This is a genomic window from Vibrio sp. K4, assembly GCF_051122595.1.
GTDB lineage: Bacteria > Pseudomonadota > Gammaproteobacteria > Enterobacterales > Vibrionaceae > Vibrio > Vibrio owensii.
On the sequence record NZ_CP178577.1, the window covers coordinates 3,252,475 to 3,267,936 of the forward strand.

The window sequence follows — 15,462 nt, forward strand, 5'->3', positions numbered from 1 at the left end:
ATTGGAACATCCTATCTCTCTACCTACTCAATCGAATACACTATTGAATGCTCACATTTTCCGTCAAATCACCACGGTGATGAGTGCTCTAGAGCTTGATACAGTTCGACTATTTAGCGTATGGCGGTGAACCCTTTTCCGCTTATTTCCTCGTTGTCATAAGAGCCGAATGGTATGGTTAATGATGTAAACTTCACCTTTAATGTTTCTGGTTTCTCCGGTGCATTTAAAGTCGAAAGCTTTCGAATAACAGAGACAGTCTCTTCCCCCTTTGAAATGAATCTAACGGTATTGTCTGACGATGATGCCATCACGTTTGATGCCTTAAGTCGAAAAATGGGTGTCCTAAGCTTGTTTGGTCAAGGTGTGGGAGCGGCTCGTCAGTTTAACGGCAGTATCTCTGAGCTTCGCTATTTAGGTTCTGGTCGCCGCTTCTCGCGCTATCATATTACCTTGGCTCCACACCTTTGGTTTCTCACTCAGCGTCAAGATTGTCGTATCTTCCAGATGCAAGCGGCTCCCGACATCATTCGTCAGGTTTTTGATGATGCAGGCATGAGCGATTACCGCTTTGAGCTGTCAGCGCAATATGAAGCGAAAGAGTACGTTCTCCAATACCGTGAGAATGACCAACACTTTGTGCAGCGATTAATGGCAGAGCATGGGCTTTGGTATTATTTCGAACACAGTGACGCTGGGCATACTATGGTCATCGTCGATAGCAACGATGCGATACCAGAGCTCATCAGTTCACCCACTAATGCTTCTTACCTAGGACCTGTGATTTATCATGCCCAAGGTGGTGGTACGCCAGACCGAGAACATATTTTCGACCTTGAGCAAATCCATCGAACTCGTACTGGGTTAGTGAGCTACGGCGATTACAACTATCTCACGCCAAAAATTCCGCAAGGAAAAAGCGCCGATGAAGGCCCAAACTTTGATTTGCAGCGCTACGACTATCTTGGTCGTTACACAACGCCAGAATTAGGTCAGCAGCGTGCAACAGAGTGGATGTCCGAATACACGGTGGATAGCCATCAGATTGAGGCCGCGAGCGATATCATGCGTCTCACCGCAGGTTACAGCTTCGATATCAGCCAACATCCTCGTTCCAACATCAACCGTGATTACCTCATGTTGACGGTGATGCACACAGGCTTTAACCCTCGTGTACACGAAGAAGAATCGAGCGATGAGCCTACGACTTATCACAATCAGTTTGTCTGCTTACCACGAAACGTAACATTCCGTGCACCTAAAATGGCGTCACCTGTCGTTGATGGTCCTCAAACCGCGGTTGTAGTTGGTCCTGCGGGTGAAGAAATCTACACCGATGAATATGGACGCATCAAAGTTCAGTTCCATTGGGACCGCTATGCGCAAAGTGATGAGCATAGTTCATGCTGGCTACGTGTTAGTCAATCAATGGCAGCCCCGAACTGGGGAGCTGTCTATCTACCTCGTATTGGGCATGAAGTGATTGTGACCTTCCTAGAGGGTGACCCAGACCGCCCGTTAGTGACGGGCGCAGTGTACAACGGTTTACACACGCCGCCATACCCATTACCAGAGAACAAAACGCGTACCGTGTTTAGAACCCAAAGCCACAAGGCCGAAGGTTACAATGAAATGTACTTTGAGGATGAGAGTGACCAAGAAGAGGTGCATTTCCGTGCTCAGAAAGACATGAAGACCAAAGTGCTCAATAACCGTTATCGAGATATCGGTAATGATGAAGAGTTAAAAGTCGGCAACAATCAAGAAAATAATATCTTAGGTGACCGTAAAGAAGTGATTGATGGGCATAAAACCTCCATCACTAAGCAAACCTTTATGGAGCAAGTTGAGGAAGATGTTCACGTTACTTACAACGCGAATGAATCCGAGAAAATAGCCAACAACCGAGATTTGTACATCGACGAAAATCGTCAAACTTTGATTGGTAAAGACGATTCTCTGGATGTAGGGCAAGACCAAAACACGGTAATCATGGCATCGCGCTCTATTGATGTAGGGGCTGACGACACACATAGCATCGGCAATAACCTCAGTGTCGAAGTGAACGGTAACACCTCTATCCGCTCTGATGGCGAAACCGCGGTGGTCTCTGCGGATGAAATCAAGGTCCTCGTCGGCGCATCCAGCTTAGTGCTAAAGAGCAGCGGTAATATTCATTTAAACGGCACCTCCATTACGATTGATGGTGCGAGCAACGTTACTGCAACGGGTGGAAAAGTAGACATCAATCCTGGCGGCGCGGCAAATGGCAACAGCAGCGTTTCTACAAGGCGTCCTAAAGGATTATCTATAGCGAAGAAAACACCACCTGTTATGTCTCCGGCCGCTTATAAAGGGTTTGTTGAAGATGGTGGCTTAATGCAAGAACTGTGTGATTGTGGGAGCGGTAAAACATGTCAAATACACAGCTAAATCCAAACTGGCGAATTCAAGGTAATGCCCAACCGAACCTAATTACGAATCAACAAGCGTACGCGATTATCGAACCTCTTCTTTGGCCTGAATGGAAAAAGAAATTGGAGGCGCATCTTGAGTCATTCGAGGTTATCCCGTTGATGGCTGGTACTCGTCTATCACACCTCAATGAGGGGCCTGTCTTAGTTTCTATCGGATCATCAGAAGAGGCTCTTCAGGCATGCGTAGCTAAGATGAGCCAGACCCCTTGTGGTTGTTTGGTTTGGAGTTCGCCATCTTACTCTTCTTCGGAGGTCGCAACCTCATTGCGTCAGCGTCTCTTTGTATCGCGCAATCAAGGAGAAGCATTGTTTCGATTTTATGAGCCCAGAACTCTAGTACCTTTAATGGCAGCATTAAGTGATGAGGAGCGACGACAAATGTTTCCTTTACTCTCATCTCTGCATTGGCATAGCAAACAATGGCTAAGTATTAACTTATTCCACGCTAATAAGGCTACTACGTCAATTCAACCTTGGACACTCTCGCAAGAACAACTGAGCACAATGCAAAACATTGCGCAGCAATGGTAATGGACGCGTTTCATGAGTAACAAAACCTACGTAATTAAACCCGGTGACACCCTTATTGGCATCGGTATCGAGCAAAGTGTTAACTTCAACATCTTGTTAGAACTAAACCCCAAGTACCAACCAAATCCTGATTTAATCCAAGTTGGCGATACGTTAATCCTTCCTAGTCAGGAAGAGGAAGAGCCTATCCCTGTCGAGTTTCCGGTAGAGCCAATCGCCAAAATGTGTCCAAAAGAGAAAGGGACAATTGTTGCGCCGCCTTTGTGTGAACCAAAGGAAATTGAAGATATCATTTTTGCCACGGGTGAATCAGCGAACCGATTCTATTGCCTAACGAAAGAATCGGTGGAAAAGCTTGATAAGGAAATCGAAGAAACGACGAAGTTATTTCAATGCTACAGTGACCTAGTTCATCAAGCTCCAACGGGCAAAGAAACATGGGCTGAGTTGGAAAAGCATACGCAAAAGCGAGAAGCCCTATGCGCCGACCTGATATACGCAGGCATATTGCCAGATCCCAGCCGTAAGAATCCAGCAAGTGTCAAAGCAGAACAGTCTCGAAAAGAAAAGGCTGAGAGAGAAAAAGCTTTAGAAAACCAGCGAATGGCTAACGCTAAAGTAACCGAGTTGAAAAAGCGTATCCGCTACATTGAGGAATACTCAAATTGGTTTGGCTCCGAAGATTCAGCCATTGAGCTAAAAGAGCGTTTGACTGCGACAGTCGTACCAAACCTTAAGAAAGAGCTTGCGACGTGGGAAAAGATGGCCAAAGTCCCACCAACCAAAGAGAGCTCTTCTGGCAAGCCTGTTGATGCTAAAAAAATGGCGGTAAAAGAGAGAGCATTGGATGGCATTGTAACAAATACTGGGGTTAGAGAGTTGTACTCGATTAATCGCGGCGTTTACACCTATGTTCGAGAAGCATTCTTTCAAGAGGAAACTACCGTTCGTAATAGTTGGCGAAACACCTCTAATACCAACAACGCAAACCGAGCATTACGTACGGGAAATATCAAAGAATTTGGTAAAGCTATCGCTGACGATATCACCAGCGACCTTGAGCAGAAAAAGCTTGCTCCTGATATTAAAGCTAACCTTGCGAAGTGGCAGGCGCCCGGTGGAAAAATTGCTGAATGGAAATCGACGGATACACTCTTACGCGACGATGAAGGCAATACAATGTTTGCGGTGAGTTCTGAGGCGCAACTTGGTCGCTGGGGCATGCAAGCGGCTGTCGATGCTGAGTTAAACCCATTTGAGAAGGATGAGCACGGTAATGCGAAAGGAAACGTAGATTTAGGTGTAGGTGCTTCTGCGGGCTTTTCTGCTTTTGAAGCGGCCATTACGGCAGAAGTCTTCTTACCTAGCGATGCGGGTTATACGCCATGCCTAAATTACACCGATGCGAATGGTCAGCCAGCCTTACACTCCTTTGGCAGTTTTCGCTTTAATGCCAAAATGAAAGTGGGTTGTTTTGTGGGCGTAGTTGCTCAAGCAAAAGCAGGTATCAGTAACAGAAGACCGGAAACTGGTGATGATGTAGGGATATTGTTTGACCCTCATGTGAGCATGGGCAACGCAGGAGGCGGTCAAATAGGCATCAAGGCCAGTGTTTTTGGTGGTGGCCAGTTAAGTGGTGAGTTTGCAGGTGGCGTTCAATGGAAAGCGCCAGAAATAGATCAAATCACAAACTTTAACTCTTTGGCTGAAATTCAGACCGAAGGTAATGTTTCCGTTGGTGGTGGTTATAACGCAGATTTCGAGCTTTACCTTCGTGGGGGGCAATTTTTTTTAAAACTATCTGCGAAGTTGGTTTGGGGGGCAGGCGGTGGCGGCGGTTTTGCGGTTGCTATCAATGCACAAGAAATTTGGAATTTAGCGAAAGTAATCTGGCAAGGACTTCAGTATGTAGATTACCGGATGCTGAAGAACATCAATAACCAAGCGTATGAATACTTGGTTGATGCTGCTTATTTTGCATTTGCTGCCGCTGATATTATCAAATCGCCAGATGATGCCCTTAAAATGGCAGTTACTGCTGGGAAAGCTAGTATTGATTTTATAAAGGCTGAGAGAAAAAAATACCTAGCTCTAGAAAAAGAGGCGGCCGTTCTTTCCGATAGAATTTTAAACACATCGACACGTAGCGGTGTACCGTTTGATCAGCTTCCGCCGGAAGCAATAGGCAGAATGCTAGATACTCTTACTCGAACGTTTCTTCTAAATTGGGAAGAAAAGCAAGAAGACGCTATTTGCACTTTGTTGTCACAAAGTACTTACAGTTGGCACAAGTTTGAAGAGATCTTAGCGAGAATGAATGAAAAGGGAGAAAAAGAACGTGGGGAGGATACTCTTTTTGATAACATCCAACGTCTAAATGCCATTCTTGATGGGTCTCAACAACGAGAGTTTAATAGGTGGGTGGCATCACTAGCTGAGAAGAACTTAAGTAAAGAGGTAGCAAATGCCCCATTTGCTCCTTACAAAGGTAAAGCCTTTGCACGCAAGCTAGCTCATGTAAATCAGCAATATGCATCAATCTACGGTGGGTCTACGCCTAACCAATACGTTTAAATATTGGCCCTTTCGGGCCAATATTATTTGGAAATCGGTTTTGAATCGTGAATCGTACAACGGAAGCTGTGGGTTGGGGAGTAAGCGTCAAGAACAGGATCTTTACCAAAACGGTCAAAGGTTTTTACTCCGCCACCATCTCGAACAACCTTTTGAATACCATTTTCCGGTCCTTGCGGGTTGTGTTCAGGTGAGTTTAGGTAATACTCTTTTGCATACCAATCATTAACCCACTCCTGAATACCATTACTCATCCCATATATCCCCAGAGGATTTGCTGGCCATTGACCAATATATTCTTCACTACTCGTACTACTATTTACTTCTGAAGGGAGTATATCTATATATTTACCCATATCTGGATCAAAATATTGTCCTTCAGTTAGGGAACGATAACCATCATTGGTTGCATAGTAGTAATGCTGTCCGCGACTCCTTGCCGCAAACTCCCATTGCGCTTCTGTCGGAATATCAAATTCTAAAGTGGAAACTTTGCCCAACCACTGACAGTAATCCTTTGCCTCTTGCCAAGATTTTGTATATGCAGCCTCATTGTTTTTCAAATTGTATTCAATAGCTTTCTTATATTTTTCATCTGTCCGCTCCATACGCTTTGTCTTCAAAGGAATTACACTAATGAAGTTAGTGAGGGCTACCGGTAATCCATTTATTTGACGCATCCATTCCATATCTAAAAAGCTAGTTTCATATTTAGAAATCGAATAAGAATCGAGAGTAACTTTATGTAAATGTTGGGCTCCAGATAGATTAGTAGCAAAGTTAAAACACTGCGCGTCTGGAGACCAATCTAAGCGGTTTTCAGTTTTTGTTGGGAAATCACAATCCATCTTGAAATCACCCATATCGAAGCTTCCGCCTTCGACGAACACCATGTTCTCGATAGCTCGTACCACCACTTCTGCCGCTTTCTGCTTTTGCTCTTGGGTTGCCTCTGGGTAGAACTTATTGATGTTCGACACAATCGTATCGATTTGCTTTTGTGAAACGGTCTCGCTAGACACCTTAATTGGTGAACTTTTGCTATTGCACGCAACCAATAAAGGAAGCACACAAGCCATACCTAACCATCTGTTTTTCATTTGGTATTCCTTTTACTTTATGAGCATATTTTACGCAAAAATAAAAGGTGAGAACAGTTTCAAAGGCACTGTATGACTAGTTATAACGACTGTGTTCCTATTTTAGGAAAGAGGCTGATTGTCACCAGCGATAAGAGACTTAGAAAATATCGTCCTAATTGGACGTTTGATATGTGTGCCATTTACTGGTACTGGAAATTTGCGGTGGAACTGCCAGACCTCCCCTTTAAAGAGCCCTCTAACACAGATATTCATAAGAGCATTCAGGATGCAACTCTCTTTACGGTAACAGGGGTTCATACCCTTACAGATAAAAGGGCAAGAATTAGCCCAATCTATTGAACCTGTTTAGGTGAGTGTAGACGCGATACAAGGTCAAAGCTATATTAATGTCTAATCGTTACCGAATGAAATCCGCGGCTAGCCATCTAAGATATACGACATGACACAACAAACTAAAAGAATTCGCCTTTCCGACCAACAGCGTCGTGAAGCAGTTACTCGCTTGATGAGTAGAGTTATTGTGAGTGAGGGTCGTGCCCGCAATATCCAGAAAGTCCACCGTAATGTTATACAACAGATGTGCGTTGCATTTACCAAGGCAGTTCATGCAGAGTAGCAACCACTAGTAATTCTTTCACAACTTTCAACGATGTTTTGTTATCTAACCAAAAGCTAGCGCTGTTGTTGCGTTAGCTTTCTCTCTAGAAATTGAATGAAAATGTCATCTTCTATGTAAAACAGATCATAACCAACATGCTGAATACCCTCTTGCGAGATTTCCGTGATTTGCCCTTTACCATCGTTCTCGAGTGAAAACTCTCGTTGAAGGTTATACATCAACTGATTGAACCGAAGGTCAGCATTGTTGCCCCAAAGCTCCTTCAAAAGTAAAAGCGTAGTTTCTATTCGTTTAGGGTCACGCATTGAGGCGCTCCTTGTGGTCTAACGTCCAAATACATATTTGAATCAATTTTAATGGTGTTAATTATCAGCGCCAGGAGGCAACACGTCTAGCGTACATACATCTTAATTGAGGTGTTCCCAAAGGAACTACTGTTTAAAACCAATACCAAAATTTAACTCTAGTTTTGGTATTTCACACTTTTCTGGTCGTGTATTTGAGCGCAAATACCAAAAGTAACGTTGAATTTAGTACATATACCAAAAATATGCATAAGTTTTGGTATCGCATGTAGAAAATTCAGGATGCAATATCCCTTCAACAATTTGTATCAATTTTGTACATGCAGGAACCTGTTAGCACCTAAAGTGTTGGAGGCGCTTTAGTCTAGAGGAAGCACCTAATAGAGAAAAAGACAATATAAACCTGATTGATTGGAACGATATCTTTACTTATTTATTACTTGGTCTTTTCCACAAATAAAAGCAAACTCATCACGCAAGTTGCATCACGCAACCTGCGTGATAAGTTTTTTAGCTCGAAGAATGAATCAAGACAAGGTTTGCCATTAAAACGCCGCACACTCTTGTCGGATAGGCGACACCTGTTACCAGATGCCGCCCTCCTGAGAACCGTGCGTGCAACTTTCACTGCATACGGCTCAAGCCTCCACTAAGGCGTTAGTGTAACCCAGCGACTCACAAAGCAGTGGCGACAGGGTCAAACCATGAGTTACGACCTGTGTTTTTCACCTTACGCTCATTGAGAAAACCTTCCCAAAAAGGATCGAACGGGTTCGCTTGACTCATGATTTTTACATGTCGCTTAATTGGCACCTGACCGATTTGAAACAGTCGGATCACGCCATACAGTCCATCCTTTTTAAACCAGCCATGGAAAATCCATTGCCCTTGATAGTTTAGAAAGTACTTGTGTGCGATCCATTTACGCCCCTTATTTGGGTGACGTCTGACTGACCATCGCCATAACGCTAGAAACATCTGATGGCCAACATAGCCGAAGGTTTGTTTAGCAACACAATGGCAATAGTAATTCGCCCATCCTCGTAGTTTTGGATTCATCATCTTGATGAGGTCGGCTACTGGAATTGTTACGTGTTTTCTAATGAGATCACGTATGTTTCGTAAGAATGATAATACGTTGGACTTGCTCGGTTTAATGAGCAGTTTCCCTTTGTACTTCCTGGCGTTAAAGCCAAGAAAGTCAAAACCATCATTGATATGAGTAACATGCGTTTTCTCTTCAGAAAGTGTTAAACCTCTTTCTTGTAAGAAAGTCATCAGTTGCGGCTTAATGTCATTCACAAGAACTTCCTTTGAAGACCCAGTGATAACAAAGTCGTCAGCATAACCTATAAAGTTGACTCTGCTGCCTGTTTTGCGAGCGATAGACTTAGTTAACTTTTCTAGTTCGATAAGAGTAAGTAACATCAGGGTGGGTGAAATTATCCCGCCTTGTTGTGTTCCCTCTGCCGTTTTGTAGAACAGCCCTTTGTCTATATAGCCACATCCCAGCCATTGCTTGAGCATCCTTTTGTCTGTCGGGATATTATCAAGTAGCCATTGGTGACCTATCTTGTCGAAACAAGCTTTGATATCCCCCTCAAGAACCCATTGTGCTGCCCCTTTTTGCATAGGCATTTGAAGTACTGCTGTATTGCATCGGCTGCGCTTCGATTGGGTCTAAACCCATAGCTGTTAGGGTCGGCAATTGTTTCAGATATAGGTTCTAGTGCGAGAAGGTGTAACGCTTGTTGCGCTCGGTCTATCATACACGGGATACCTAATGGTCTAAGCTTGCCGTTTTTCTTTGGGATATAGATTCTTCTGAGCGGTTTGGCTCGATAGCCTTTTCTGCTCAGTAAACTGACTGCCGCCATTCGACGTGCATCGGTGTTCCAGATGTCGCCGTCAATTCCTGGCGTTTGACTGCCTTTGTTTTGTGATACTCGACGAACAGCGAGAAGTTTTGCTGCTTTCGAGTGAGTCAGTATCCACTGTAGTGCTTTCGCCTTACCGTGTTAACCTTCTCTGGTTGCTTTTGCAATGCGCATCTGGAGCCTTAACACATGGCGCTCAACCGCTTTCCAGTCGATGGATTGCCAATGGGCGCTGCCAGAGGGGCACTCACTTCATGAGAAGAGATTATCTGCGCTCCTTCTTAAATAAAGTTTTCCAAATCATCTTGCAATGGGAGACCAGTTGGAAGTGGGCACACTTTCGTGTCAGACATCCGTCTGTATCTGCATCATTACAATGCAGCATTCGCTTTTTCCAACATCCTTTACCAGCACCGCTATCGGCTCTCTTCACAGACAGCTTTCCCTAAGGAACAATACTGGCTTACCGTGTTTCGCATGTCACGCAATATCAGGTTAGATGCCCACTATAGTGCGGGGAGCCTGTCGATCACGAAAGAGTAATGTCCAACCCCTTTCCTACTCCCATCGCCGTTTGGCCACAGCGTATTAACCACTTCCGCGGCTTCATCACATAACGCACCTTACATGGATTCACTTTCGTTCATCATACTGATTCCCTAGCACTCACCCAATTCGTGGTTATCAGGAGGAGCATCCCCTCACGGTTTCGCTCCCGTTTAGCACTATGCCAAACTTCGTTACATTGTCAGGCTCGCTTCTTTATTCAGAGCCTTAGGGTCGTCTGGTGATACAAACGGTTCACTCTTATCGCGGTGAACAGCGCTTCATGCGACGTCACGTCGCACGAACATCTTTGTGTTAGAGAATTTGCTAAATTAGAGCAGTGCGGATAACTTTTGGTATCGAAAAGCACACAATCGTGTCTATACAATTCTAACCAAGCCTGATGATCCATGAGGTCCATCTGCGTCCTGTATAAATTTAATACAAAATTATTCCCAGATAATTAATGCACAAATATGCTCACTGTATATATCAACAGAACGCATTTCCTACGGCCTAGGGTTAGCAGATACTAACAAGAAAGATCCCTCTTTGAAATTATCGTTCATTTTATCCTTTTCAAGCTATTGAAAAATGCTTTATATACCCATATCTTGTGCTTAGTTACTATTTAGGCATCAATATATGGAATGAATACTATAAATGCAGATTGCATTTATCAAGCGCTCCAGTAACATCAAATTTAAGGAAAAGAAATGAGCGACAACCTCCTTCCCTCAAATGCAATCCGAGTCTTAAGCCTCAATGGCGGGGGCGTCCGAGGCCTGTTTACTATTAGCGTGTTAGCTGAATTAGAGCGGATCCTTGAAGAGTCTTCAAACGAGAGGACGATTAAGATTGGTGACTATTTTGATCTGATCACAGGTACATCCATTGGAGGACTTCTCGCTTTAGGATTGGCCGAGGGAAAATCTGCACGAGAGCTAAAGGATGTTTTTTATAGCAAGGGCGATAAGATATTCCCTCGGCATAAATGGTTCAATAATTCACTGAAAAAAATCAAGAAAGCATTTGGTGCCACTTATAAAACGGAACCATTAAAAGAAACCATTATTGAAATGATTGGTGAAAACACAACATTTAACGATCTTAATAGGCGAGTGATGATCCCTACTGTCAACTTATCAACGGGTCGTCCTCAGTTTTTTAAGACGCCACATAACCCAAATTTCACTCGTGATGGGCCTTTGAAGTTAGTGGATGCTGCTCTAGCCACATCTGCGGCACCTACTTATTTCGAACCATATTTTTGCGAAGACCTTAAAGCATACTTTGCTGATGGAGGATTAGTAGCGAACAATCCTAGCTTTGTAGGTTTACATGAGGTTTTTGGTGATATGAAAACTGATTTTCCAGATGCTTCATACTCAGATATTCATGTTCTCAATGTTGGGACTATGGGGGAAGATTATGCACTTAGTCCGAAGGTATTGAGAGCTAAAAAGGGCTACCTAGGAATGTGGGGATTAGGAGAGCGATTAGTTCTTACCACTATGACTGCTAATCAAATTTTACATCAGTTTATGCTAAAAAGAGAGTTGAATGTACATGGTGCCGTCGGCAACTATATTAACTTAGATAGTAGGGTCCCAAATGAAGCTGCAGGAGATATTACACTTGATAACTCTACTATTGAAGCACTAGACAACCTAGCTTCTAGAGGCCAGCAGTTGGCAAATGAAGAGTTTGCAAAAGATAAGCGACTGAAGCTGATCTTTTCTAGACCAGCAGAGCCATTTAAATCTAAAGTGACATCTGATACCTCAATGAAAAGGGATCTTTAGCATGAATTGGAATCTACACCACTACTACACTAATCGAACAGACGGCTTAATGGGTAAACTTCTTCTCAGTAAAGAAGATGATGAAAAGCTCTTGTATCTTCGTAATACTATCCGGAAGCGTATTACAAATGTCTTTGAGGAGATTGGGGCTGTCGCCAAAGATCAGGCTGCATTTAGCCAAAAAAGTGAATATCTGTACTTACGTCTACAAAACACAAAGCTTCGATATCTTACTAATCAACAAATCACTGAAGCAAGTAGTTTGTTGAGTCAAATGGACAAAGATACTTTAAAGGAACTTTCCGCCTTAAAGCCTAGATTTTGGACTCAGGGTAGCTTCAAATACAGAACTTTAAACCGCCCTTTTCACCCAGGCCAAGAAATGGATATTGATGATGGAACTTACCTTCCAATGACTTTCTTTGAGTCAGAGCCAAAGATTGGTCACCAACTTTTAACTCTGCTAGTTGACGCGTCCCTTATGTCATTAGTGGAAGAAAATGTTGGCTGGGAGTTCGATAGCAAACGAACTTGTGCCCGTATAAAAATCCCTCAAGAACGTACACACATTGATGTTCCAATGTATGCCATCCCAAAAGAACAGTTCTTGGAAAAAGAAACCGCTGTACTTAAGGCTTTTAATCGTCGCGGAATGTATGAGTCAGTAGGGACGGAAGCATATGGCTCCATACAAGATTCGGCAGATGATCTCGAGTATGAAAAGCTAGACTCTGAAAATGTAAACCTTGCTCTTAGAGATGGAGAACCTGGTAGCGCTAAGTGGATGAATAGCGACCCGAAGATTGTTGAAGATTGGTTTGAAGGCGAGTGTCGCCGTATAGGTAAACATTTGCGAAAAGTATGTAGGTATATGAAAGCTTGGCGTGATGCACAGTGGCAAGTAGGTGGTCCATCATCCATCAGTTTGATGGCTGCAACGGTTGAAGTCTTGCAGCAACACTTTGTTGACGCTCAAGATATGGGAGAGACAATGAAGGTTGTTGCTGACAACTTATACCAAGAGTTTCTTAAAGGGGTTGAAAGTCCAGATAGCACTGATGAAAGACCATTGTTTCCGCCAGAAAGTCAGCATACTAATAGAGAACGGGACATTGTTGGCAAGTTGAGGTTATTACCCGAACAACTACGAGAAGCAGAAAGAGCTGAATCAAAAAGTGATGCTCTATCTAAGTTGTCTTTAGTTTTCGGAGAGCGAGTTTTTGACCCAGAACTTATTAAGCATAAGGCTGCCGCTCCTGCATTTAGTCAGGAACCAACCAAAGCAAACTCTTCTACACAAATCAGTTCTTCAATGGTGAGTGGATAAGCATAGTGAGTATTACTCATCAGGCTCTACTTAAGCTTGGTTATAGTTACAGACCTATAAACCGTTTAAAAAAAGAGTCCTTTTTACAGAGATACTTCATTTTAGGTGGGGTTTATATAAAAAGACACGATACAAAGTATGGTGCGTTTGAAGTTGCAATGATACAAGCGAGTGACCCGCATATTGAGCTTCCAACTGTCTTTGTAATTGATATGCCGCTAGCTCTCCAAGGGCGGCTAATCCCTCATATATCTCATGAAGGCTACCTTTGTTACGTCGAACAAATGGAAGCTGACTGGAATCCGAATAACTTAGTTGAACTATACAAAACTGTAGATCTTCAGATAAAGACAACATTGGATATTGCAGTAAATGCTATGGACAATGAAGTCAAAGGAGACGAGGAGCTTGATAATGAATTTGTATCTTACTGGTCTTCCACTGCCGAATTATATTCACTCAGCGAACTTCAAAGACACTCCACTTACACATCCGTTTTAGCAAGAGCGACAGGTAAAGAAAAGCTACGGTCAAGCGAGTATATTACCGTAGAGGTTGACAAAAAAGAGCATGACTTACGGACCAATCAGTACTTACAAAGCTGGCTAAATCAAAGGGACTTAGAGTTGGTTCGTCCTGAGAGCCCCGCGATAAAAACTCATTATGTCTGGGTTCGTCCAAGTCGGTTATCCGGTGTAGAGTGGCCGCCTCAAGATCTTAAAGAGGTGCTATCTTGGCTTGAGCTAGTTGATTTCAGCGCAAGAGATCATCTTGTTCGATGCCTATCTAACTCAAAAGCAAAAAGAAATATTGTTGTGCTTGATATTGAGAAGCAAGATCCGGTTTCCCTTTATCTAGAGATAGATGTAAATAGTATTGAGTGCCAGTTTAGTTCGCGGAAAACCCGAAGAAAGAGGAAGCAAACGTCTTTCAAAAATCTGATCGGAATTTTGTCTAGAAAAGGTTTTTGCTCCAAGTTCGCTCGGTTATCAATTACTAGAGCGGATAAATCCGCCTTATTAAGCCGTAATCAACAGAGGGAGTTTGAATTAAGCTCAAAAAGCATTGCTCTAATTGGGTGCGGTACAATAGGGGGATATTTAGCAGAGTTGCTCGTTCGAAACGGAGCTGGCTTAGGTGCGAAATGCTTACATCTCTACGATAGAGATACTCTAAAGCCTCATAACTTTTCCCGGCATACACTTTCTGTATCAGACTTTGGGAGCAATAAAGCCTCAGCTTTAGCTAAAAAGCTTAATAATTCAACACACTTAGCTAAAAGTATTTCTGGATTTGATAGTAATTTTCCTATCAATGAAGGAACGCTTAGTAAGTACGATATTGTTATTGATGCAACTGGTCGCCCCCCTGTATCAAAGAGGCTAGCATTTGTTGTTCGTCAGATGTCCGTCAAACGGCCTACTATCGTTCATGTGTTCAATGATGGTAATGGCAGAGCAGCTAAGGTTTTAGTTGATGACAATCTGAGTTGCTATGGGTGTATGACGGTTGATAAGAGCATCCATCAAGACCATATCGACATGCGCTTTAAAGACCTAGATCTGTCTAAAGAAAAAAAAGTCAGCTGTGGAAATACTTATACAGTTTATGACGCTGGAGTAAGCCAGATTTCTGCTGCTATGGCGTTGGAGGCTGTATTAAATACGCTTAATGTAAGCACGCCTTGGACTTACAGTGAGTTTATCTTAGACCCTCGCCATCGCACCGGAAAGAGAAAGGTACTGCTGCCTCAAAAGCAATGCGTGGTATGCAATGAAGTTTGACAGAGAGCTTACGTATCAAGATAGCAATGGACACCTCGTCGTAATTACTGAACATGTTTTAGCCGTTCTAGAAAAATATAAACAAACTGAAATGCAGGATAATGAAGCAGCAGGTGTGCTACTTGGCGAAGAAAGAGGCCAGCATATAGTTATTACTGATCTGTCTGAGCCCGGATTTGGTGATCTTAGACAGAGAAACCTAGTGGATAGGCGAGGCAAGCACCATCAACAGAAAGTCGATAATTGTTTCCAATTGTCTGGGGGAACGGTTAATTATATCGGAGAGTGGCATACTCACCCCGAGGACTTCCCTCAACCATCGCAACAAGATAGGTCATCATGGTCAACACACCTCAAAGGGGGAACACCTAAGATAGTTCTCATAGTCGGGATAAAAGATTTTTGGATCGGAAAGATGAAAGGGACTAGTTTATCAAAACTCTCCCCTCGCTGGTAATCGAATAAGTTTTTTTATAGTTCTTAGAAGGCACTGAAGCTTGGGTTGGGGTATTTT

General features: G+C 43.2%; 10 protein-coding genes and 1 pseudogene. 7 read left to right on the plus strand and 4 right to left on the minus strand.

Annotation, left to right across the window (positions count from 1 at the left end):
- The first annotated feature begins 174 nt into the window (after positions 1-174).
- The 3 genes from tssI to ACLIIY_RS14645 are packed head-to-tail and all read left to right on the plus strand — an operon-like array spanning position 175 to position 5,582.
- Positions 175-2,433: a type VI secretion system tip protein TssI/VgrG gene (tssI, locus tag ACLIIY_RS14635; protein WP_434527819.1), complete on the plus strand. Its 2,259-nt coding sequence runs from the start codon at positions 175-177 to the stop codon at positions 2,431-2,433.
- On the plus strand, positions 2,415-3,008 hold the full coding sequence (locus ACLIIY_RS14640; RefSeq protein ID WP_065645817.1) for a DUF4123 domain-containing protein: 594 nt from the start codon (positions 2,415-2,417) through the stop codon (positions 3,006-3,008). Before tssI ends, ACLIIY_RS14640 begins: the two co-directional genes overlap by 19 nt.
- A 12-nt stretch (positions 3,009-3,020) precedes the next feature.
- On the plus strand, positions 3,021-5,582 hold the full coding sequence (locus tag ACLIIY_RS14645) for a LysM peptidoglycan-binding domain-containing protein (protein WP_203526142.1): 2,562 nt from the start codon (positions 3,021-3,023) through the stop codon (positions 5,580-5,582).
- 23 nt (positions 5,583-5,605) lie between these two features.
- Here ACLIIY_RS14645 and ACLIIY_RS14650 read toward each other — a convergent pair whose 3' ends face one another.
- The 4 genes and pseudogenes from ACLIIY_RS14650 to ACLIIY_RS14665 all read right to left on the minus strand — a co-directional run.
- Positions 5,606-6,682 (minus strand): formylglycine-generating enzyme family protein, encoded by a 1,077-nt coding sequence (locus tag ACLIIY_RS14650; RefSeq protein WP_434527820.1) that lies wholly within the window; start codon positions 6,680-6,682, stop codon positions 5,606-5,608.
- A gap of 675 nt (positions 6,683-7,357) precedes the next feature.
- Positions 7,358-7,609 carry a hypothetical protein gene (locus ACLIIY_RS14655; RefSeq protein WP_065645813.1) on the minus strand — a complete coding sequence of 84 codons (252 nt, stop codon included), beginning with the start codon at positions 7,607-7,609 and terminating at the stop codon, positions 7,358-7,360.
- A gap of 675 nt (positions 7,610-8,284) precedes the next feature.
- Entirely contained in the window at positions 8,285-8,827 is a 543-nt protein-coding gene (locus tag ACLIIY_RS14660) for a group II intron maturase-specific domain-containing protein (protein WP_434528558.1), read from the minus strand.
- A 27-nt stretch (positions 8,828-8,854) separates the two neighbouring features.
- Positions 8,855-9,660 (minus strand): annotated as a pseudogene (locus ACLIIY_RS14665) (reverse transcriptase domain-containing protein); the annotation flags it as partial.
- A gap of 1,088 nt (positions 9,661-10,748) precedes the next feature.
- Between ACLIIY_RS14665 and ACLIIY_RS14670 the strand changes: the two are divergent.
- The 4 genes from ACLIIY_RS14670 to cap3 are packed head-to-tail and all read left to right on the plus strand — an operon-like array spanning position 10,749 to position 15,405.
- Positions 10,749-11,837, plus strand: a complete 1,089-nt coding sequence (locus tag ACLIIY_RS14670; protein ID WP_065645812.1) for a CBASS cGAMP-activated phospholipase — start codon at positions 10,749-10,751, stop codon at positions 11,835-11,837.
- 1 nt (position 11,838) lies between these two features.
- Positions 11,839-13,164 carry a CBASS cGAMP synthase gene (locus ACLIIY_RS14675; protein ID WP_239933165.1) on the plus strand — a complete coding sequence of 442 codons (1,326 nt, stop codon included), beginning with the start codon at positions 11,839-11,841 and terminating at the stop codon, positions 13,162-13,164.
- Positions 13,165-13,169: 5 nt separating this feature from the next.
- Positions 13,170-14,948: a ThiF family adenylyltransferase gene (locus tag ACLIIY_RS14680; protein WP_082244881.1), complete on the plus strand. Its 1,779-nt coding sequence runs from the start codon at positions 13,170-13,172 to the stop codon at positions 14,946-14,948.
- Entirely contained in the window at positions 14,938-15,405 is a 468-nt protein-coding gene (gene cap3 / locus ACLIIY_RS14685) for a CBASS system CD-NTase/cGAS isopeptidase Cap3 (RefSeq protein WP_434527821.1), read from the plus strand. The genes ACLIIY_RS14680 and cap3 overlap by 11 nt, the downstream gene beginning before the upstream one ends.
- The last annotated feature ends 57 nt before the right edge of the window (positions 15,406-15,462 follow it).

Coding starts and splice junctions, on each gene's coding strand:
- cap3 (WP_434527821.1), top strand. CDS start 14,938: ATGAAGTTTGACAGAGAGCTTACGTATCAAGATAGCAATGGACACCTC.
- ACLIIY_RS14650 (WP_434527820.1), bottom strand. CDS start 6,682: ATGAAAAACAGATGGTTAGGTATGGCTTGTGTGCTTCCTTTATTGGTT.
- ACLIIY_RS14640 (WP_065645817.1), top strand. CDS start 2,415: ATGTCAAATACACAGCTAAATCCAAACTGGCGAATTCAAGGTAATGCC.
- ACLIIY_RS14655 (WP_065645813.1), bottom strand. CDS start 7,609: ATGCGTGACCCTAAACGAATAGAAACTACGCTTTTACTTTTGAAGGAG.
- ACLIIY_RS14670 (WP_065645812.1), top strand. CDS start 10,749: ATGAGCGACAACCTCCTTCCCTCAAATGCAATCCGAGTCTTAAGCCTC.
- ACLIIY_RS14645 (WP_203526142.1), top strand. CDS start 3,021: ATGAGTAACAAAACCTACGTAATTAAACCCGGTGACACCCTTATTGGC.
- ACLIIY_RS14675 (WP_239933165.1), top strand. CDS start 11,839: ATGAATTGGAATCTACACCACTACTACACTAATCGAACAGACGGCTTA.
- tssI (WP_434527819.1), top strand. CDS start 175: ATGGTTAATGATGTAAACTTCACCTTTAATGTTTCTGGTTTCTCCGGT.